The sequence below is a fragment of the Enterobacter chuandaensis genome, assembly GCF_039718975.1.
Taxonomy (GTDB): Bacteria; Pseudomonadota; Gammaproteobacteria; order Enterobacterales; family Enterobacteriaceae; genus Enterobacter; species Enterobacter chuandaensis.
This window is the reverse complement of the sequence record NZ_CP097173.1, coordinates 142,845-163,036: the sequence shown is the minus strand read 5'-3', so window position 1 is coordinate 163,036 and position 20,192 is coordinate 142,845. Positions and strand designations below refer to the sequence as shown.

General features: G+C 57.2%; 17 protein-coding genes. 10 read left to right on the top strand and 7 right to left on the bottom strand.

From position 1 onward, the window contains the following. Positions 1–189: 189 nt before the first annotated feature. Positions 190–930: a MipA/OmpV family protein gene (locus MX657_RS00780; protein WP_218728064.1), complete on the bottom strand. Its 741-nt coding sequence runs from the start codon at positions 928–930 to the stop codon at positions 190–192. Between the two features lie 117 nt (positions 931–1,047). Between MX657_RS00780 and MX657_RS00775 the strand changes: the two genes are divergently transcribed. Then, positions 1,048–2,013: a LysR family transcriptional regulator gene (locus MX657_RS00775; RefSeq protein ID WP_080329861.1), complete on the top strand. Its 966-nt coding sequence runs from the start codon at positions 1,048–1,050 to the stop codon at positions 2,011–2,013. Here the strand turns inward: MX657_RS00775 and aldB are convergent. Further along, the gene (gene aldB / locus MX657_RS00770; protein WP_218728062.1) at positions 2,010–3,548 is read right to left on the bottom strand and encodes an aldehyde dehydrogenase AldB; all 1,539 of its coding nucleotides are present in this window, start codon (positions 3,546–3,548) and stop codon (positions 2,010–2,012) included. The genes MX657_RS00775 and aldB overlap by 4 nt on opposite strands. Positions 3,549–3,713: 165 nt before the next feature. Between aldB and MX657_RS00765 the strand changes: the two genes are divergently transcribed. After that, complete coding sequence (locus MX657_RS00765) at positions 3,714–4,598, top strand: ROK family protein (RefSeq protein WP_346806977.1); 885 nt, start codon at positions 3,714–3,716, stop codon at positions 4,596–4,598. Between the two features lie 3 nt (positions 4,599–4,601). Here the strand turns inward: MX657_RS00765 and selB are convergent, their stop codons facing one another. The 5 genes from selB to MX657_RS00740 form a co-directional block, all read right to left on the bottom strand. Next, positions 4,602–6,440, bottom strand: a complete 1,839-nt coding sequence (gene selB / locus MX657_RS00760) for a selenocysteine-specific translation elongation factor (protein ID WP_346806975.1) — start codon at positions 6,438–6,440, stop codon at positions 4,602–4,604. After that, complete coding sequence (selA, locus tag MX657_RS00755; RefSeq protein WP_346806973.1) at positions 6,437–7,822, bottom strand: L-seryl-tRNA(Sec) selenium transferase; 1,386 nt, start codon at positions 7,820–7,822, stop codon at positions 6,437–6,439. Before selA ends, selB begins: the two co-directional genes overlap by 4 nt. Before the next feature lie 103 nt (positions 7,823–7,925). Then, positions 7,926–8,534 (bottom strand): glutathione S-transferase, encoded by a 609-nt coding sequence (locus MX657_RS00750; RefSeq protein WP_080329856.1) that lies wholly within the window; start codon positions 8,532–8,534, stop codon positions 7,926–7,928. 90 nt (positions 8,535–8,624) lie between these two features. Further along, positions 8,625–9,761 carry an HlyD family secretion protein gene (locus tag MX657_RS00745; protein ID WP_119916637.1) on the bottom strand — a complete coding sequence of 379 codons (1,137 nt, stop codon included), beginning with the start codon at positions 9,759–9,761 and terminating at the stop codon, positions 8,625–8,627. Between the two features lie 2 nt (positions 9,762–9,763). Then, a complete protein-coding gene (locus MX657_RS00740) occupies positions 9,764–10,120 on the bottom strand; it encodes a DUF3302 domain-containing protein (RefSeq protein ID WP_023334046.1) in 357 nt (118 codons plus the stop codon). A gap of 636 nt (positions 10,121–10,756) precedes the next feature. Between MX657_RS00740 and MX657_RS00735 the strand changes: the two genes are divergently transcribed. The 8 genes from MX657_RS00735 to lldD all read left to right on the top strand — a co-directional run bounded on the left by MX657_RS00735 (position 10,757) and on the right by lldD (position 20,169). Further along, positions 10,757–12,664, top strand: a complete 1,908-nt coding sequence (locus MX657_RS00735; RefSeq protein ID WP_028015047.1) for a PTS mannitol transporter subunit IICBA — start codon at positions 10,757–10,759, stop codon at positions 12,662–12,664. Positions 12,665–12,772: 108 nt separating this feature from the next. Continuing rightward, positions 12,773–13,921 (top strand): mannitol-1-phosphate 5-dehydrogenase, encoded by a 1,149-nt coding sequence (gene mtlD, locus MX657_RS00730; RefSeq protein ID WP_346806970.1) that lies wholly within the window; start codon positions 12,773–12,775, stop codon positions 13,919–13,921. Then, positions 13,918–14,508, top strand: coding sequence for a mannitol operon repressor MtlR (gene mtlR / locus MX657_RS00725; protein ID WP_028015045.1), 591 nt, complete (start codon positions 13,918–13,920; stop codon positions 14,506–14,508). The genes mtlD and mtlR overlap by 4 nt, the downstream gene beginning before the upstream one ends. Positions 14,509–14,566: 58 nt before the next feature. Further along, positions 14,567–14,929, top strand: coding sequence for a YibL family ribosome-associated protein (locus MX657_RS00720; RefSeq protein ID WP_346806968.1), 363 nt, complete (start codon positions 14,567–14,569; stop codon positions 14,927–14,929). Between the two features lie 119 nt (positions 14,930–15,048). Further along, a complete protein-coding gene (locus MX657_RS00715) occupies positions 15,049–16,191 on the top strand; it encodes an IS481 family transposase (protein WP_429844099.1) in 1,143 nt (380 codons plus the stop codon). 368 nt (positions 16,192–16,559) lie between these two features. Beyond that, positions 16,560–18,215 (top strand): L-lactate permease, encoded by a 1,656-nt coding sequence (gene lldP, locus MX657_RS00710; RefSeq protein WP_346806966.1) that lies wholly within the window; start codon positions 16,560–16,562, stop codon positions 18,213–18,215. Then, a complete protein-coding gene (lldR, locus tag MX657_RS00705; protein WP_119916642.1) occupies positions 18,212–18,985 on the top strand; it encodes a transcriptional regulator LldR in 774 nt (257 codons plus the stop codon). The genes lldP and lldR overlap by 4 nt, the downstream gene beginning before the upstream one ends. Beyond that, on the top strand, positions 18,982–20,169 hold the full coding sequence (lldD, locus tag MX657_RS00700) for an FMN-dependent L-lactate dehydrogenase LldD (RefSeq protein WP_119916643.1): 1,188 nt from the start codon (positions 18,982–18,984) through the stop codon (positions 20,167–20,169). The genes lldR and lldD overlap by 4 nt, the downstream gene beginning before the upstream one ends. The last annotated feature ends 23 nt before the right edge of the window (positions 20,170–20,192 follow it).

Genomic DNA, 20,192 nt, shown 5'->3' with positions numbered 1-20,192 from the left:
ATACACATGATACACACCATTACTACCGGGTTAAATCACATTAGCGCACAAGGAACATCAGTGCAGCGGTGTTTTGACGGAACGGGAAGAAGCATCGAGAAATGAAAAAGGAATACATTGTATTGCAGACAAATATGCAGGCACGATCGTAGGCCGGGCAAGGCAACGCCGCCACCCGGCTTTACCGCATCAGAAACGCCAGGTCAGGCCGGTCATCAGCGCGAAACTGTCGTCACGGTCGATCATCGGGCTGTTCTTCACGTCATCAGGCAACACGGTGTAAACCGCGCTGGCGTTGAGGTACAGCTTCTGGGTTAACTGATATTTAGCCGCCAGGCCAATGTATGGCGTCCAGCTGTCACCGGCGGTGTATTCATCCAGTCCTGAACGGCGAGACTCGCTGCCGGATACGCCGTAGTAGTAATCGTTATAGCTTTCGTCGCTGTAGAAAATACCGACAGAAGGCGTCAGGGTCAGACGTTCCATCCTGATTGGGCGGAAGTAAGAGACCTCACCCACCACGCCGCCGCTTTCATCCATCGCATCACCCGAAACGGCAACTTTCAGCGAGCCCCAGCTTTCATGGCGGTAGTACGCACCGCCGAGGAACGCAGAGGCTTTACGCTCATTCAGCTGCTTCATCTGATGGTCGTCGTTATCATCCGGATCAAAATGCAGCGGCATCCAGGATGCGGTCAGGCTGAATTCATTTTTTGCGTCTTTCCACAGGATCCATCCGCCCGTGGTCTGGCGAACATAGAAGCGATCGCCTTCATAGCTAATTAACGGCACCGCGGTGGTATTTTCGTTATAGCCTTTGTAAGGAGACTCATTAAATACGGCCCCCGCGCCAAGTGAAAAGTCACCGGCCATTGCAGAAGATGTTGCAAATAACGTGGCAGCAATGAGTAAATTGTATTTAATAGTCATGTGAAGTAATCCATTTAAACGCCAAATAAGCGGGGCGAATAATAATGGTTACAAATTTGCCTGTGCAACGCTGCGGTTTATATAATATTATATATAAAACCATATAGATGGGTGCGCATGATGAATAAATTACAGCTAAAGCCACGCGAATTAAAAATAATCTCCGTCATCGCAGCCACCCACAGCATTGGTGATGCCGCCGCCCTGCTGGGTATGGCGCAGGCCAACGTCAGCAAATATCTTTCTGATTTTGAAACGCGAGTTGGGCTTAAGGTTTTCGAGCGTACCACGCGCCAGTTGGCCCTTACCCAGTTCGGTGAAGCGTTGCTTCCGTATGTGGACGCCACGCTGGAAAAAAACAACCAACTTGCTAATTTCATTGCCGATTATAAGCATGAAAAAAGCGGAAAAGTGACCCTTTACGCCCCAACGGGGATTGTGACCTATCTCGCGCGCCATGTGATCCACCAGATAAACGACATCGGTGACATTCGCATCTGCCTGAAAACCTACAATCTGGATCGCAATGAGTTTTCAGAAGGCGTTTCCTTCCCCGATGACTGCGATATTTTAATTACCTATGCTCAGCCAAAAGATGAAAGTCTGGTCGCCAGCGTATTAACAAAATATTCCGTTACGGCATTCGCAACCCGTGAATATTTAAATAACCATCCCTTATCCGGGCCGGAGGATTTAATTAATCACTCCTGTATCCTGATAGATTCTATGCTGGTTGATGACGCAAACATCTGGCGTTTTCGCGTACATGGCAGTGATAACGTCAATGACTACCGGGTCACCGGAAATTATATTTGCGACAATACGCAGACAGCCCTGGAGCTGGCAAGAAATAACCTTGGCATTGTGTTCGCGCCGAAAGAGAGCCTGAGAAAAGAATTAACGCAAGGGATGCTGGTTCCCTGCTTCCCGCATCAGGAAGAGTGGTGGCTCGATCTGACCGCCATCTTCCGCAAGCGCGAATATCAGCCCTGGCGCGTACAGTATGTTCTGGATGGTGTCCTCAACTGCCTGCGCCAGCAAATCGCTCAGGCCGCCCATGGACGGCCTGAGCTGGGCGATTAGAACAGCCCCAGCGGTTTATCGGAGTAGCTGACAAGCAGACATTTCGTCTGCTGGTAATGCTCCAGCATCATCTTGTGCGTTTCACGCCCGATGCCCGACTGCTTATACCCGCCAAATGCCGCGTGCGCCGGGTAAGCGTGATAGCAGTTAGTCCATACGCGCCCGGCCTGTATGCCCCTGCCCATTTTATAGGCCAGGTTGCCGTTGCGGCTCCAGACGCCTGCCCCCAGTCCATACGGCGTGTCGTTGGCAATCTCCAGCGCCTCCTCCATCGTTTTGAAGGTGGTCACCGCCAGCACCGGTCCGAAAATCTCCTCCTGGAACACGCGCATGTTGTTCTGCCCGAAGAGGATCGTCGGCTCCAGGTAATACCCTTCCTGCAGATCCCCTCCCAGCACTTTACGGCGACCGCCGGTCAGAACATCCGCGCCCTCTTTCTTGCCGATATCAATATAGTTGAGGATGGTTTCCAGCTGTCCGTGCGAGACCTGCGCCCCCATCTGGGTGACATTATCGAGCGGGTTACCGCTGCGGATAGTCTCGACGCGGCGAATGGCCCGCTCCATAAAGCGCTCGTAGATGGACTCCTGCACCAGCGCGCGGCTTGGGCAGGTGCAGACTTCGCCCTGGTTAAAGGCAAACAGCGCAAACCCTTCCAGCGCCTTATCGAAGAAGGCGTCCTCTTCCTCCATCACGTCTGCGAAGAAGATGTTCGGGGACTTCCCGCCCAGCTCCAGAGTCACCGGAATGATGTTCTGCGTAGCGTACTGCATAATCTGCTGGCCCACTTCCGTCGACCCGGTAAACGCCACTTTAGCGATCCGTTTTGAGGTAGCCAGATATTCCCCTATCTCACCGCCCGCACCGTTGACCACGTTAATCACGCCCGGCGGCAGAAGATCGCCAACGATTTCCATCAGCAGCAGAACCGAGAGCGGAGTCAGACGCGCCGGTTTGAGCACAATGCAGTTCCCGGCCGCCAGCGCGGGCGCCATTTTCCAGCTCGCCATCAGCAGCGGGAAGTTCCACGGAATAATTTGTCCGACTACCCCCAGCGGTTCGTGGAAATGGTACGCCACGGTGTCGCTATCCACTTCGCTTATTCCGCCCTCCTGCGCGCGAATACAGGAGGCAAAATAGCGGAAGTGGTCGATAGCCAGCGGCACGTCTGCGGCCATGGTTTCCCGGATCGGCTTGCCGTTATCCCAGGTTTCCGCCGTCGCCAGCAGCTCCAGGTTCTGCTCCATCCGGTCGGCGATTTTGAACAAGATGGCCGCACGATCCTGAACGGAGGTGTGGCCCCACTTATCTTTCGCTTTGTGCGCCGCATCCAGCGCCAGATCGATATCCCGCTTGCCGGAGCTGGCGATCTCGCACAGCGGCTGGCCGGTAACGGGCGTCAGGTTGGAATAGTATTCGCCATCGACGGGGGCCACCCAGTCGCCGCCGATAAAGTTGTCATAACGGGGCTTCAGCTTGAGGGGAAAACCATACTCGCCGGGCTGGATACGCGAAGAGGGAGGATTGTTTGTCATGACCGTCTCCTTGCTGTTGGTGTACAACAAGGGTAGCCCCGGCTGGCGGTTTTCTCGCCAGTGGGTGACGGGTTTACGAGCCGTATCACGGATTACCGTACTTTACGTTTCGTTTCTGCTACTGAGCCATACTTAACAGCTCAAGGGCTCATGAGGAACGATGCGATGCGGCTGTTTATCGGTTTTGACGTAGGCGGAACCCACATCAAACACGGCGTGATTGATGAAAATGGCAAGGAGCTGACGACGGACGAGTACGATACCCCTGAAGATGAAAACACCTTCAAAAAGAAGTGGAAAGCGGTGGTTGAAGGGTATCAGAAAGAACATGACATCGTCGGCATCGGCGTGAGCTTTCCCGGCCATATTAACCACCACAGCGGCGAAGCAGCAAAAGCGGGCGCGCTCGACTATCTCGACGGCGAAAATCTGTGCGAGCTTTTCGCCGGGCTGACCGACCTTCCCGTTACCGTAGAAAACGACGCCAACTGTGCGGCGCTGGGCGAGCGCTGGCAGGGCGCGGGTAAGGACTACGAGCATTTTGTCTGCATCACCATCGGCACCGGCATCGGGGGTGGGATTGTGATGGAAGGCGATCTTTATCGCGGGTCGCATTACCGTGCTGGTGAATTTGGCGTGCTGCCCGTGGGCAATAACGGCGAACCCATGCATGATGTGGCGTCGGCCAGCGGCCTGATGAAAGCCTGTCGTCGCGCGCTGGCCGTATCAGAAGAAGAGATGCCTGACGGTGAAGAGCTGTTTAAACGTATGGACAGCGACGTGCATCTGCGTGAGGCCATTGAGGAGTGGGCGCATTGCCTCTCGCGCGGCGTTTACAGCGTGATCTCGATGTTCGATCCACAGGCCGTGCTGATAGGCGGCGGAATAAGCGAGCAGGAGAAAATCTATCTCCTGCTCGATAAATATCTGCAGCGTTTCGAGGAGTGGGAGGCTCTCAAGGTGCCCATTCTGCCCTGCGAGCTGGGTAACCAGGCGGGAAGACTGGGCGCGGTATGGCTGGCTAAGCAGAAACTCTCCCGCGACACGTAATCCTCAGGGAAACAGCTGCGCGTCGCGAAGCAGATGGTCATTACCCCGGCGACGGGTAAAGCCGATGCGGTTGAAATACTCCAGGATCTGAATCGCCAGCTTGCGGCCAACGTTCAGCCGGTCGCGGAAATCCGCTGCGCAGGTGGAGCCGCGCGCCTGATCCAGTTCGCGGATCAGGTTAGCAAACGCCACAATGCGATCGTTACGGTAATAACGATCTTTCACGATCGCGACTATCAGCCCCTGCTGCGCCGCATGGCGCAATACCTGGCGCATCACCTGCTCGTCGGTGTTCGTTTCACGCGCCAGATCGCGAACCCACCACGGCTCATCGCCAAACAGCGAGGCCACTTTTTGCCATACTGCGTCCTGCTCTGCGGTGAACCCGGCCTTGTGATCCGGCAGATGCAGCCAGCCGTGGTGGCTTTTAATCACCCCGCTTTCACGCATGTTTTCAATCAGCAGCAGCACCAGCGCGTCGTCTTCCATCGGCAGCGCCATGCGGCGCAGGCGCTCGCGGCCTGGGCCAGGCTCATCCTGATGCTGTTCATGGTAAATGGCGAGCGTGTTCAGGATCTTACGCTGCCAGTTTGCCGCAACCGGGGCGTTCAGAAGATTGTTTCCTGCCTGAATAAAGCCCGGCTGCTGGCTCAGCTGGCGTAACCCTTCACCGCTCAGCTGGCGTGCCCATGCAAAATCACTCAGGCTCACCGCCCCGCGTTCAAGATGAACATGCAACGCGGCGTTATCGTCGCTGGCCTTCGCCAGCGCAGCCAGCCATTGCAGGTATTCAGGTTTACGCTTGCCGCGTCGCGGCGGGTTCAGCGTCACCACCCGCGCTCCGGCCAGCGTTTCCCGCGCGGAAATATCCCGCAGTACCAGCCGGTCGTTGTCCGCCAGCCAGAGCGGCGAATCAAAAACCAGTTCGGCAAGATCGTTTTCCAGCAGGGACACGCGCCCGGTGATATGGCTCGCCGCATGGTGAATATGCAGCGGCTGCCATTGGGTCAGCGGCACATTAGCCTGCAGGGAGACGATGACGCGGTCAGACGGCTCGGGCGGGGCGTCGGCCAGCAGCCAGTCGCCGCGGTTAAGCTGCTCTTTTTCTGCATCCCCGGCAATGTTGAGCGCGATCCGCTGCCCGGCGTGGGCGTGCTCCGCGGGCTGGTTTTGCGCATGTAACCCGCGCACGCGCATCGGTTTGTTAACGCCCGTCAGCCACAGGCTATCGCCCACCTTCACTTCACCGCTCAGCGCCGTACCAGTGACCACCAGGCCCGCGCCTTTGACGGTAAATGCCCGGTCGATCGCCAGACGGAAACGGTGATGGCTGGCGTGCTCACGCGACGAAAGCTGCTGCAAATGATGGCGAAGTTCGTCGATACCGCGCCCTTCAGTCGCCACGGTGACAAAAAGCGGTGCATCGGCAAAACCATATTCCCGTAAGGTCGTCTGTACCGCTTCGCGCACCTCGCTGACGCGCGCGTCGTCCACGCGATCGGCTTTGGTCAGCGCCACGGTCAGCTGCGGGTTGCCGGTCAGCTGGAGGATCGCCAGATGCTCACGCGTTTGCGCCATCACGCCGTCATCGCAGGCCACCACCAGCAGAGCGTGATCAATGCCGCCAACGCCCGCCAGCATGTTAGAAAGGAACTTTTCATGCCCCGGAACATCAATAAAGCCCAGCACGCGGCCATCCGGCTGGGGCCAGTAGGCATAGCCCAGATCGATGGTCATGCCGCGCTTTTTCTCTTCCGGCAGGCGGTCGGCGTTAATGCCGGTAATCGCCTGCAGCAACGTGGTTTTTCCGTGGTCGACGTGACCGGCGGTGGCAATAATCATTTCAACAACATCTCCAGAAATCGCTCTTCATCTTCAAGGCAGCGTAGATCCAGCCACATTCGGCCGTCGTAAATCCGCCCGATGACCGGCGTCGGCAGGCCGCGCCAGCGCAACGACAGGGCCTCAAGGCGGCTACCGCGCCCGTCACGCGGGGTGAAGGTCAGCGCTTCACTCGGCAGCCTGTCCACCGGCAGCGAACCGCTGCCAATCTGCGACTGGCAGGGCTCAATGCGAACGTCAAAATCGGGGTAGTGCGGGGCAATGCGCGGCAACAGCAGTTCGGCCTGCGCGCGAATCGAAGCGGCATCCCGGCTTAACAGACGCAGCGTGGGCAGGCTGTCCGCCAGTTTCTCCGGGTGGAGATAGAGCCGTAGCGTCGCGTCCAGCGCGGCAAGGGTCATTTTATCGGCTCGCAGGGCGCGTTTCAGCGGGTGCTGCTGCAGCTTCGCAATCATCTCACGCTTGCCGACAATAATCCCGGCCTGCGGCCCGCCCAGCAGTTTGTCGCCGGAAAAGCTGACCAGGCTGACGCCGGCGGCAATCATTTCCTGCGGCATCGGCTCTTTTGGCAGCCCGTACTGGCTCAGATCCACCAGCGAGCCGCTGCCGAGATCGGCAATCACCGGAATATTCAGTTCCTGCCCCATCGACGCCAGCTCGGCCTCTTCAACCGTTTTGGTGAAGCCTTCAATATGGTAATTGCTGGTGTGGACCTTCATCAGCAGGGCGGTGTTTTCATTCACCGCCGCGCGATAATCTTTCGCATGGGTACGGTTAGTCGTACCCACCTCATGCAGCGTGCAGCCCGCCTGGCGCATCACGTCCGGGATGCGAAACGCACCGCCAATCTCCACCAGCTCGCCGCGGGACACCACCACCTCTCTGCCGCTCGCGGTCGCCGCCAGCATCAGCAGCACCGCCGCCGCGTTGTTATTCACAATGCAGGCATCTTCCGCGCCGGTCAGCTGGCACAGCAGTTCCGCCAGCGCGCGATCGCGATGCCCGCGACCGGCGCCGTCCAGATCGTACTCCAGCGTTACCGGCGAGCGCATGGCCTGCACGACCGCAGCCACCGCCTCTTCCGCCTGCCGGGCGCGTCCCAGGTTGGTGTGCAGCACGGTCCCCGTCAGGTTAATCACCGGGCGTAACGCGCTTTGCGCCTTCTCGCCCAGCCGATGCTCAACTTCTTTTTCCCACGCTGCGCACCAGTCGGGCAAGGCGTTTTCAGCCTGGATATGACCACGGGCTTCATCCTGAAGCAGACGCAGCATCTCCACCGTCGCGGTATGGCCGAAGCGCTCAACGGCAGCATGAATGCGGGGATCGCGAAGAAGTCGGTCGGTCGCGGGGATCTGGCTGTACAGCGAATGATGAGTAGTCATGAAAGCGCCTGGCGAGTAAATATCTTCCCCCCTCCCGACGGGAGAGGGAGTTAACATGTGGAGGGATTGTACCGCCTCCGACGCCGAAGTGTTATAACCCGCGTCAAGCCTTTGGCGGTTCGGTACGGGCAAAGCTCTCGCGGCTAAAAAGCGTTTCTGCGAGTTTCACCAGCAGCGGACGGTCCACGCACCAGCCAGGGGACACCCGGCGGAAATTGAGATAGCCAATGGCGCAGGCGATGGCGATGGTTGCCAGGTTCAGGCTGTCGGCGTGAATCTTGCCCTCCCGGATAAGCTTTTCGCACATATCCAGACTGCGGCTGATTTTTTCCCGCTGGCGCAACAGCTCGCTTTCTGACTGCTGGGCGGCGGGTCTTGCCTGCTCGCGAACGGAGGTGAGTGCCGCATCCATAATGCCGTCGGCCAGGGCTTCAATTTGCTTCATCGCCAGCGCCGCTTTTGGGTCAGCCGGCAGCATTGCCGGGGCGACGCCCAGCAGTTCGATATACTCCGCAATAATCGGGGAATCGAACCAGTATTCGCCCTCGTCCGTTACCAGCGCCGGAACTTTCCCCAGCGGGTTATACTGCGCGACGCCGTTTTCGGCGTTGTAGGGCTGTTCATTGACGAATTCAAATTCAATTCCTTTCTCCAGCAGGAGAATCGAAATTTTTCGCACGAAGGGACTGGTGTAGCTACCGATGAGTTTCATTGCCTGATCCTTGATGCCGGAAAAGAGTCAGTATGGATCAAGCGATGAAAAAAGGGCAGGTATGCGTGTCGCATTCCTGCCCAGGAAGGATTAGTGATCGAGATAGAGGTAGTGCATCCAGCTGGTCATACGCAACAGCACTTTACGCATCACCGAGACGTGGGCGAAATGGTCCGAATAGACCGCCACCTGGGCATAAATACCGTCTGGCAGTGCATCGACGTCGGCGTTAGGCTCCAGCTCAATCAGCGCCTGTACGCCATCCGTACCCGGCACAACGGTCAGTGCCTGTAACGCGCCCTGCGCCTGATACGACCCGCCCGGCACCACCGGCAGAACGCTGGTGAGCTTACCGGTAAACACCTGGCCCGGCAGCGCGTTAAACACCACTTCCGCTTCATCGCCCGGCTTCAGACGCAGCAGCGAGTTCTGACGGAACTGGGCCACAATCTGGCGCTTCTGTTCAGGAATGAACACCATCACCGGGCGCAGCGGCAGCGCGGCGGCATAGGTTCCCGGACGGATCAGCACCTGGGTGATATAGCCATTGCTCGGCGCGCGCACCACGGTCTGTTCAAGGTTATATTTCGCTTCAGCAAGCTGAGCGCGTAACGAGGCAATCTGCGACTGCTCGCCGTTCACCATGCTGTCTAACTGGCTTTGAATCTGCGTCTGTTCAGCAACGGAGCCTTTCACCATGGCATCCTGCGCCAGGTAGTTCTGCCGCGCGTTATCAATATCGCTTTCAGAGAACGGATTCACCTTCGCCTGGCTGCCTTTCAGGTAGCGTTGATAATCTTTAAACAGGCGATCGCGTTCCGCAGACACGCGGGTGGTATTGGCAACCGCTTCCGACAGCTGCGCTTTCAGATTGTCGATATTGTGCGTCGCGGTCACCAGGTCAGCCTGGAGCCTGTCGACGCGCGCCTGATAACGGCCTGGATCCAGTTTAAATAACACTTCGCCTTTTTTAATGAGCTGGTTATTTTTATCAGTGACTTCAGTAACCACCCCCGTAACCTGTGGCGTAATCGGAATAGAAATAACCGCTTTTTGCGCCGTAAAGGTGTACGGATGGTTATAGTTCATTAGCAGAATGAGCCCGGCGACAATAAATACTCCGCCCAACGTCGCGGTAGCAAGCGTCCACTGGTTGACCGGAATACGGAATATTTTAAAGATCGCCCAGGCAAATGCCACATAGGTCAGAATAATCAACAGATCCATGATTAGCGCTCCAGCGTGTTCTTATCAGCCGCGGGCTGTACCGCTGCCAGCTTTTGTTCTAATTCGGCCACGCGTTTAGCCAGCGCATCCATACCCGGAACCTCATCAGGCTTAGTGATGTGGTTCTGCATGCCCCAGCCGCGATCTTCGCGGTACAGCGTGGCCCAAATCCACAGAAACGGCCAGATGGCATGGAGCGTAAACAGGCTGATCCAGCCAGCCGTGTGAATCGCATCGGCATGGGGATGATTACGCTTTTTGGCCATATTATAGGGAATATCATGAATGGCGATGATTCCGTAAAAAAGAACCAGGAATACAAAAATCAACACGCCCAGCGCAAAATAGTTGAGAAACATATTCTCCTCACTTAAACCACGTCAACTCATTAAATTAATAAAACAGTACGCAACCTAATTAATTTATTTTTAAATACAAAAGGTATGCTGGTTATTTCAGAGCCGGGGAGTATCGTTTTTTATAATATCTCCATGCAAGTTTATAAGCGTGTCAAAATATATCCTGAATAATAATATACTTAACCTTACATTATGAGCGTAATCCACGTTTTAACTTTCCGCCATACTACATCTGAAAAGTGTTTTTTTAGCTTTCCGTGTCACTTCAGGCCATCCTGACGCCGATCGCAGTCGGAGATTTCTGCATAAAAATATTTTGTGAAATCAGTCACAATCCAGAAACAAAGCCACAAAATCAAAACGAGATCGCAATCACAGAAATGGGTGGTTTTTGCTTCATTTATCGCCATCGTATTTTTTTTGCCCACTTATTTTGTGATTCAGATCACCTCATTAATCTCTCAACCCCCCACATTTACGTGACACACGTCACATAAATTTTCATTGTCTGGACAGTTGAACGATTCAGTGCCAGATTTCACAGCATCAGAACAGGGCCCGGCTACCTCTGCCGCCGCACATTAACGATAAACCTCGGGCCGCAAGCCTAAGCGTAAACATAAGAAGGGGTGTTTTATGTCATCCGATTTCAAGATCAAAGTTCAAAGCTTTGGTCGTTTCCTCAGCAACATGGTGATGCCAAATATCGGCGCGTTTATCGCGTGGGGTATTATCACCGCATTGTTCATTCCGACAGGGTGGTTGCCTAACGAAACGCTGGCGAAACTTGTTGGCCCAATGATTACCTATCTCCTGCCGCTGCTCATCGGTTATACCGGTGGTCGTCTGGTGGGCGGTGACCGTGGTGGCGTCGTGGGTGCCATCACAACCATGGGTGTTATCGTCGGTGCGGATATGCCGATGTTCCTCGGTGCGATGATTGCCGGTCCTCTGGGCGGCTGGGCGATTAAGAAATTCGACGTCTGGGTTGATGGCAAGATCAAATCCGGCTTCGAAATGCTGGTGAACAACTTCTCTGCGGGCATCATCGGGATGATCCTCGCGATTCTGGCGTTCCTCGGCATTGGTCCGGCGGTTGAAGTGCTCTCAAAACTGCTGGCTGCGGGCGTTAACTTCATGGTGGCGCACGACATGCTGCCGCTGGCGTCTATCTTCGTTGAACCAGCGAAAATCCTGTTCCTGAACAACGCCATCAACCACGGTATCTTCTCGCCGCTGGGGATTCAGCAGTCTCACGATCTCGGCAAGTCCATCTTCTTCCTGATTGAAGCGAACCCGGGTCCGGGTATGGGCGTTCTGCTGGCGTACATGTTCTTTGGCCGCGGCAGCGCGAAGCAGTCTGCTGGCGGTGCGGCTATCATCCACTTCCTGGGTGGTATCCACGAAATTTACTTCCCGTATGTGCTGATGAACCCACGTCTGATCCTGGCCGTAATCCTCGGTGGTATGACCGGCGTGTTCACTCTGAGCGTGCTGGGCGGCGGTCTGGTCTCCCCTGCTTCTCCGGGTTCAATCCTGGCAGTGCTGGCAATGACCCCGAAAGGCGCGTACTTCGCGAATATCGCAGCTATCTGTGCGGCGATGGCGGTCTCCTTCGTGGTCTCTTCTATCCTTCTGAAAACCAGCAAGGTGAAAGAAGACGACGATATCGAAGCGGCAACCCGTCGTATGCACGATATGAAAGCCGAATCCAAAGGCGCGACCCCGCTGGCGGCTGGCGATGTCTCTAACGACCTGAGCCACGTGCGTAAAATCATCGTTGCCTGCGACGCTGGTATGGGCTCCAGCGCGATGGGTGCAGGCGTGCTGCGTAAGAAAGTGCAGGATGCGGGTCTGACCAATATCTCCGTGACCAACAGCGCGATTAACAACCTGCCGCCGGACGTTGACCTGGTGATCACGCACCGCGATCTGACCGAGCGCGCTATGCGTCAGGTACCGCAGGCACAGCACATCTCTCTGACCAACTTCCTGGACAGCGGCCTGTACACCAGCCTGACCGAACGTCTGGTTGCCGCGCAGCGTCACGAAGACAACGAAGTGAAAGTGCGTACCAGCCTGCAGGACAGCTTTGACGAGAGCAATGCTCACCTGTTTAAGCTGGGCGCGGAGAACATCTTCCTCGGCCGTACCGCGAGCACCAAAGAAGAGGCGATTCGCTTCGCGGGTGAGCAACTGGTGAAAGGCGGCTACGTTCAGCCAGAATACGTTGACGCGATGCTGGAACGTGAAAAACTGACGCCAACCTACCTGGGTGAATCCATCGCGGTTCCGCACGGTACGGTTGAAGCGAAAGACCGCGTGCTGAAAACCGGCGTGGTGTTCTGTCAGTATCCAGATGGCGTGCGCTTCGGTGAAGAAGAGGACGACATCGCCCGTCTGGTAATTGGTATCGCCGCTCGTAATAACGAGCACATTCAGGTGATTACCAGCCTGACCAACGCGCTGGACGACGAGTCCGTCATCGAGCGCCTGGCACAAACTGAAAGCGTTGAAGAAGTTCTGGCTCTGCTTAACAAATAACAGCGCCTCTTCCCTCTCCCCTTTGGGGAGAGGGCTAGGGTGAGGGGAAAGTTATGCGTTTCCTCACCCCAGCCCTCTCGGGTAAAAACATTGATAAAGGTTAACACTATGAAAGCATTACATTTTGGCGCAGGTAATATCGGTCGTGGCTTTATCGGTAAACTGCTGGCAGACGCGGGCATTACCCTGACATTCGCCGATGTGAATCAGGTGGTTCTGGATGCCCTGAATGCCCGTCATAGCTACCAGGTTCATGTGGTGGGTGAAAACGAGCAGGTTGAAACCGTCTCTGGCGTCAACGCGGTCAGCAGCATCGGCGACGACGTTATCGACCTGATCGCCAGCGTTGATCTGATGACCACCGCCGTGGGTCCGGTGGTGCTTGAGCGCATCGCCCCTGCGGTCGCGAAAGGCCTGGCTAAACGCAAAGCGCAGGGCAACGACGCTCCGCTGAACATCATCGCCTGCGAAAACATGGTACGCGGCACCACGCAGCTGAAAGGTCACGTTATGGCAGCCGTGGCTGACGACGATAAAGCCTGGGTGGAAGCGCACGTCGGGTTTGTTGATTCCGCCGTGGACCGCATCGTTCCGCCGTCCGAATCCGCCACCCACGATCTGCTGGAAGTCACTGTTGAAACCTTCAGCGAGTGGATCGTGGATAAAACCCAGTTTAAGGGCGAACTGCCGACCATTCCGGGTATGGAATTAACCGATAACCTGATGGCATTTGTCGAACGCAAACTCTTCACGCTGAACACCGGGCATGCTATAACCGCGTACCTCGGTAAATTGGCCGGTCATCAGACCATTCGTGACGCGATCCTCGATGAGCAGATCCGCGCGGTGGTAAAAGGGGCAATGGAAGAGAGCGGCGCGGTGCTGATCAAACGCTACGGTTTTGATGCTGATAAACACGCAGCATACATCCAGAAAATCCTCGGTCGTTTTGAAAACCCGTATCTGAAAGATGACGTTGAGCGCGTGGGCCGTCAGCCGCTGCGTAAACTCAGCGCGGGTGACCGCCTGATTAAGCCGCTGCTGGGCACGCTGGAATACGGCCTGCCGCACGCCAACCTGGTGAAAGGGATTGCCGCCGCGATGCACTACCGCAGCGAGCAGGACCCGCAGGCGATTGAGCTGGCTCAGCTGATTGATGACAAAGGCGCGCAGGCTGCGCTGGCGCAGATTTCCGGTCTGGACGCCAACAGCGACGTGGTTGCGGAGGCGGTTAACGCATACAACGCAACCAAATGATGCAGAATCCGGCGCAGGTTAGCCTGCGCCCGAATAACAGATTGTCAGATATGCAGGCAATAATGGAACAAACCCAGGCCTTTGAAAATCGTGTGCTTGAGCGTCTGAATGCTGGCAAAACCGTACGAAGCTTCCTGATTGCCGCCGTCGAATTACTGACCGAGGCGGTGAACATTCTGGTGCTTCAGGTGTTTCGCAAAGACGACTACGCGGTAAAGTATGCTGTAGAACCGTTACTGGACGGAGACGGACCGCTGGGCGATCTGTCGGTGCGTCTGAAGCTGATTTATGGGCTTGGCGTGCTCAACCGACAAGAGTATGAAGATGCGGAACTGTTAATGGCGCTGCGCGAAGAACTCAATCATGACGGTAATGAGTACACCTTTACCGATGATGAGATTCTGGGACCTTTCGGCGAACTTCACTGTGTCACTGCCCTGCCCCCTGCTCCCCATTTTGATAACAGCGACCCTGAGCTGTACGCGATGCAAAAGCTGCGCTATCAACAGGTTGTCCGTTCCACGATGGTCCTCTCCCTGACTGAGCTGATTTCTAAAATCAGCTTAAAAAAAGCGTTTCAGAAGTAAGCCCGTCCACATTGGTGTATCCTTCCCTGTAAATTCCCCGTTTTCAGAGTCATTTGTCATGAAAGAAGTCGAAAAAAACGAAATTAAACGCCTGAGCGACCGTCTGGATCTGATCCGTCACCAGATGGCTGGCCTGTCACTGGTTGATTCCGCCGAGAAGTACGCCGAGCTGGAGAAAGAGACCACGAAGCTGGAAGCGGAAATCGAGCACCTGCGCGAAGTGAAAGGCCAGAAGCTGAGTAAAGAAGCGCAGAAGCTGATGAACATGCCGCACCGCCGCGCGATCACCAAAAAAGAACAGGCCGATATGGGCAAGCTGAAGAAAAGCGTCCGTGGCCTGGTGGTGGTGCACCCGATGACCGAGCTTGGCCGTGAAATGGGCCTGAAAGAGATGACGGGTTTTTGTAAGACGGCTTTTTAACCGTTCTTCCCCTCACCCCGCCCTCTCCCCTGTACGGTCCGGGGACATAGTGAACACTTGTTCGGGGACATGGTAGACACTTACAACTGATGCATAAGAACCCGTTTATGGAGTCGCTTATGCCCTGGGATGCGAGAGATACCATGTCATTACGTACCGAGTTTGTTTTGTTCGCCTCGCAGGACGGGGCGAACATCCGTTTCCTCTGCCGTCAGTACGGCATTTCTCCTGCCACCGGCTACAAGTGGCTTCAGCGCTGGGTTCAGGAAGGCGTATCCGGCCTTCAGGACCGCTCCCGCGCACCTCATCACTCCCCGAACCGCTCGTCAGACGACACCACGGCCCTGCTGCGCATGGCGCATGACCGTCATGAACGCTGGGGCGCACGCAAGATTAAGCGCTGGCTCGAGGACCAGGGGCACACCATGCCCGCCTTCAGCACCGTCCATCACCTGATGGCCCGTCATGGCCTGCTGCCGGGCGTTTCACCGGGCATTCCGGCCACGGGACGCTTCGAACACGACGCGCCGAACCGCCTCTGGCAGATGGATTTTAAGGGCCACTTTCCCTTTGGCGGTGGCCGCTGCCATCCGCTCACCCTGCTGGACGACCACTCCCGTTTTTCCCTGTGCCTGGCGCCCTGTACCGATGAACGGCGTGAGACCGTGCAGCAGCAGCTGGTCAGCGTGTTTGAACGCTACGGCCTGCCGGACCGGATGACGATGGACAACGGCTCACCGTGGGGCGACACCACCGGTACCTGGACGGCGCTGGAGCTGTGGCTGATGCGCCACGGTATCCGGGTGGGGCATTCCCGGCCTTACCATCCGCAGACGCAGGGCAAGCTGGAGCGTTTTCACCGCAGCCTGAAGTCGGAAGTGCTGCAGGGAAAATGGTTCGCGGACAGCGGAGAGCTGCAGCGCGCCTTCGACCACTGGCGGACGGTCTACAACCTTGAACGCCCGCATGAGGGGCTGGATATGGCGGTACCGGCCTCGCGGTATCAGCCGTCTGCCCGGCAGTACAGCGGGAGCGTAACGCCGCCGGAATATGATGAAGGCGTGATGGTCAGGAAAGTGGATATCAGCGGAAAGCTGAGCGTGAAAGGGGTAAGCCTGAGTGCAGGCAAGGCGTTCAGGGGAGAACGGGTGGGGCTGAAGGAGACGCAGGAAGACGGCAGCTATGAAGTGTGGTGGTACAGCACGAAAGTGGGGGTGATCGACCTGAAGAAAAAGTCGATCACCATGGGTAAAGGATGTTAAAAAGTGTTCACCATGTCCCCGAACACCTGTCTACCATGTCCCCGGACCGTACACCCCAAAGGGAGAGGGAGAAAACCGCACAGTTTAGTCCCCTCGCCCCTTTGGGGAGAGGGTTAGGGTGAGGGGGGGCCTCAGCCACACTCCCGCTTCAAATTGGCCCAACCAATCCCCCTTTTCTTCCTTCCCTGGTTCACAATTCAATTATTTCCGCTCACAAAACCATTGCCACTCCATAACATCTGGTTAACCATTTGTTGTCATTAACCCTACAACACAACATTGGCAGGACCACTTTTACACAACCTGTGACGCAGAGATGAGCGGAGACTCACCCGCAGCACTGGTTGTATGGTCCCCAGGAGACCTGCATGAGCCTCTGGCAACAAAACTACGACCCGGCCGGTAATATCTGGCTGTCGAGCCTGATCGCATCGCTTCCGATCCTGTTCTTCTTCTTTGCGCTGATTAAGCTCAAGCTGAAGGGCTACCTCGCCGCGACGTATACCGTTGCTATCGCCCTGCTGGTGGCGCTGTTCTTCTATAAAATGCCGGTCGATCGCGCGCTGGCCTCCGTCGTCTACGGTTTCTTCTACGGCCTGTGGCCGATTGCGTGGATCATCATCGCCGCGGTGTTTGTTTATAAAATCTCGGTGAAAACCGGGCAGTTCGACATTATTCGCTCGTCGATTCTCTCCATCACGCCGGACCAGCGCCTGCAGATGCTGATTGTCGGCTTCTCCTTCGGGGCATTTCTGGAAGGCGCGGCAGGTTTCGGCGCACCGGTGGCAATCACCGCCGCGCTGCTGGTCGGGCTGGGCTTTAACCCGCTGTATGCCGCGGGCCTGTGCCTGATTGTGAACACCGCCCCGGTTGCGTTTGGCGCGATGGGTATTCCGATTCTGGTAGCAGGACAGGTGACCGGGCTGGACAGCTTTGAGATCGGCCAGATGGTGGGCCGCCAGTTGCCGTTCCTGACCATCATCGTCCTGTTCTGGATCATGGCGATTATGGACGGCTGGCGCGGCGTGAAGGAGACCTGGCCTGCGGTGATGGTAGCGGGCGGTTCGTTCGCCATTGCCCAGTATCTCAGCTCCAACTTCCTCGGCCCGGAACTGCCGGACATTATCTCTTCCCTGGTGTCTCTGGTCTGTCTGACGCTGTTCCTGAAACGCTGGCAGCCGGTGCGCATCTTCCGTTTTGCCGACATGGGCGCGTCGCACGTGGATCAGACCCTCGCCCGCACGGGCTATACCGCCGGGCAAATTGTTCGCGCCTGGTCGCCGTTCCTGTTCCTGACCGCCACCGTGACGCTGTGGAGCATACCGCTGTTTAAAGCGCTGTTCGCTCCCGGCGGCGCGCTGTACGACATGGTGATTAACATCTCCGTGCCGTTCCTCGACAAGATGGTCGCCCGTATGCCGCCGGTGGTGCACGACGCCACCCCGTATGCAGCGGTGTTTAAGTTTGACTGGTTCTCCGCCACCGGTACGGCGATTCTGTTTGCGGCACTCCTTTCCGTGGTGTGGCTGCGCATGAAGCCTGCCGCGGCAGTACAAACCTTTGCAGCAACGATTAAAGAGCTGATGCTGCCGATCTACTCCATCGGCATGGTGCTGGCGTTCGCGTTTATCTCGAACTACTCCGGCCTGTCGTCGACGCTGGCGTTAGCGCTGGCCCACACCGGACACGCGTTTACCTTCTTCTCACCGTTCCTCGGCTGGCTGGGGGTGTTCCTGACCGGTTCAGATACCTCGTCTAACGCCCTGTTCGCCGCCCTGCAGGCAACGGCGGCTCAGCAGATTGGCGTGTCGGACGTGCTGCTGGTCGCCGCGAACACCACCGGCGGCGTAACCGGGAAAATGATCTCCCCGCAGTCCATCGCCATTGCCTGTGCGGCGGTGGGGCTGGTGGGTAAAGAGTCCGACCTGTTCCGCTTTACCGTTAAACACAGCCTGATATTCACCTGCATGGTCGGGGTGATCACCACCCTGCAGGCCTATGTCTTAACCTGGATGATCCCATGATAGTGATGCCCAGACGCCTGTCCGACGAGATTGCCTCTCGCGTGCGGGCGCTGATTGAAGAACAACAGCTGGAAGCGGGCATGAAATTGCCCGCCGAACGTCAACTCGCCGCCCAGCTTGGCGTGTCGCGTAACTCACTGCGCGAGGCGCTGGCGACGCTGGTCAGCGAAGGCGTGCTGGTGAGCCGTCGCGGCGGCGGCACCTTTGTGCGCTGGCAGCATGACGACTGGTCCGAGCAAAACATCGTCCAGCCGCTGAAGACGCTGATGGAAAACGACCCGGACTACAGCTTCGACATTCTTGAAGCGCGCCACGCCATCGAAACCAGTACCGCGTGGCACGCGGCGATGCGGGCAACGGAGGACGATAAAGAGAAGCTCAAAGCCTGCTTCGAAGCCACGCAAAGCAGCGACCCGGACATCGCCTCCCAGGCGGATGTCCGCTTCCATCTGGCGATTGCCGAGGCGTCGCACAACGTGGTGCTGCTCCAGACCATGCGCGGGTTCTTCGACCTGCTGCAATCCTCCGTGAAGCAGAGCCGCCAGCGCATGTATCTGGTCCCGCCGGTGTTTGCCCGGCTGACCGAACAGCACGAGGCGGTGCTCAACGCCATTCTGGCCGGTGATGCCGAAGCCGCGCGAAAAGCGATGATGGCGCATCTGGGCTTCGTGCACACCACCATTAAACGATTCGATGAAGACCAGGCCCGACAGGCGCGTATTACCCGTCTGCCTGGCGACAGTGATATTTCCAGGGAGAACAAAGCATGATTATTTCAGCAGCCAGTGACTACCGCGCCGCGGCGCAGCGCATTTTGCCGCCGTTCCTGTTCCACTACATCGACGGCGGGGCGTATGCCGAATACACCCTGCGCCGCAACGTGGAGGATCTGTCAGAGGTGGCTCTGCGCCAGCGCGTGCTGAAGAATATGTCTGACCTGAGCCTTGAGACGAAGCTGTTTAACGAAACGCTTTCCATGCCCGTGGCGCTCGCGCCTGTCGGCTTATGCGGCATGTACGCCCGCCGGGGCGAAGTGCAGGCCGCCGCCGCCGCGGATGCCAAAGGCATTCCGTTTACCCTCTCAACCGTGTCCGTCTGCCCGATTGAAGAAGTCGCCCCAACCATCAAGCGCCCGATGTGGTTCCAGCTGTACGTCCTGCGGGATCGCGGCTTTATGCGTAACGCGCTCGAGCGCGCGAAAGCGGCGGGCTGCTCCACGCTGGTCTTTACCGTCGACATGCCGACACCCGGCGCGCGCTATCGTGATGCCCACTCCGGCATGAGCGGCCCGAATGCTGCGCTCCGCCGCTACTGGCAGGCGGTTACGCATCCGCAGTGGGCGTGGGATGTGGGCGTGAACGGCCGTCCACACGATCTGGGAAATATTTCAGCCTACCTCGGTAAACCGACCGGGCTGGAGGATTACATCGGCTGGCTGGCGAACAACTTCGATCCGTCGATCTCGTGGAAAGACCTGGAGTGGATCCGTGAATTCTGGGACGGCCCGATGGTGATCAAAGGGATCCTCGACCCGGAGGATGCCCGCGACGCGGTGCGTTTTGGCGCGGACGGGATCGTGGTCTCTAACCACGGTGGACGCCAGCTCGACGGCGTACTCTCTTCTGCCCGCGCGCTGCCCGCCATTGCCGATGCGGTGAAAGGCGATATCGCGATCCTGGCCGACAGCGGCATCCGCAACGGGCTGGACGTGGTGCGCATGATTGCGCTGGGCGCCGACAGCGTGCTGCTGGGCCGTGCGTATCTGTACGCGCTGGCCACCAGCGGTCAGGCGGGCGTAGCGAACCTGCTGGATCTGATCGAGAAAGAGATGAAGGTGGCGATGACGCTGACCGGTGCGAAGTCGATCAGCGAAATCAGCAAGGACTCGCTGGTGCAGGAGCTGAGTAAGCTGCCTGCGGCGCTGGCCCCCCTTTCTCAGGGAAACGCGGCCTGATCTCCTCCGGTTAAACTCCCTTT

Bases quoted from the DNA above. Each gene is read 5' to 3' on its own strand.
- MX657_RS00780 (WP_218728064.1), bottom strand. From the start codon at position 930: ATGACTATTAAATACAATTTACTCATTGCTGCCACGTTATTTGCAACA.
- MX657_RS00775 (WP_080329861.1), top strand. From the start codon at position 1,048: ATGATGAATAAATTACAGCTAAAGCCACGCGAATTAAAAATAATCTCC.
- aldB (WP_218728062.1), bottom strand. From the start codon at position 3,548: ATGACAAACAATCCTCCCTCTTCGCGTATCCAGCCCGGCGAGTATGGT.
- MX657_RS00765 (WP_346806977.1), top strand. From the start codon at position 3,714: ATGCGGCTGTTTATCGGTTTTGACGTAGGCGGAACCCACATCAAACAC.
- selB (WP_346806975.1), bottom strand. From the start codon at position 6,440: ATGATTATTGCCACCGCCGGTCACGTCGACCACGGAAAAACCACGTTG.
- selA (WP_346806973.1), bottom strand. From the start codon at position 7,822: ATGACTACTCATCATTCGCTGTACAGCCAGATCCCCGCGACCGACCGA.
- MX657_RS00750 (WP_080329856.1), bottom strand. From the start codon at position 8,534: ATGAAACTCATCGGTAGCTACACCAGTCCCTTCGTGCGAAAAATTTCG.
- MX657_RS00745 (WP_119916637.1), bottom strand. From the start codon at position 9,761: ATGGATCTGTTGATTATTCTGACCTATGTGGCATTTGCCTGGGCGATC.
- MX657_RS00740 (WP_023334046.1), bottom strand. From the start codon at position 10,120: ATGTTTCTCAACTATTTTGCGCTGGGCGTGTTGATTTTTGTATTCCTG.
- MX657_RS00735 (WP_028015047.1), top strand. From the start codon at position 10,757: ATGTCATCCGATTTCAAGATCAAAGTTCAAAGCTTTGGTCGTTTCCTC.
- mtlD (WP_346806970.1), top strand. From the start codon at position 12,773: ATGAAAGCATTACATTTTGGCGCAGGTAATATCGGTCGTGGCTTTATC.
- mtlR (WP_028015045.1), top strand. From the start codon at position 13,918: ATGATGCAGAATCCGGCGCAGGTTAGCCTGCGCCCGAATAACAGATTG.
- MX657_RS00720 (WP_346806968.1), top strand. From the start codon at position 14,567: ATGAAAGAAGTCGAAAAAAACGAAATTAAACGCCTGAGCGACCGTCTG.
- MX657_RS00715 (WP_429844099.1), top strand. From the start codon at position 15,049: ATGCCCTGGGATGCGAGAGATACCATGTCATTACGTACCGAGTTTGTT.
- lldP (WP_346806966.1), top strand. From the start codon at position 16,560: ATGAGCCTCTGGCAACAAAACTACGACCCGGCCGGTAATATCTGGCTG.
- lldR (WP_119916642.1), top strand. From the start codon at position 18,212: ATGATAGTGATGCCCAGACGCCTGTCCGACGAGATTGCCTCTCGCGTG.
- lldD (WP_119916643.1), top strand. From the start codon at position 18,982: ATGATTATTTCAGCAGCCAGTGACTACCGCGCCGCGGCGCAGCGCATT.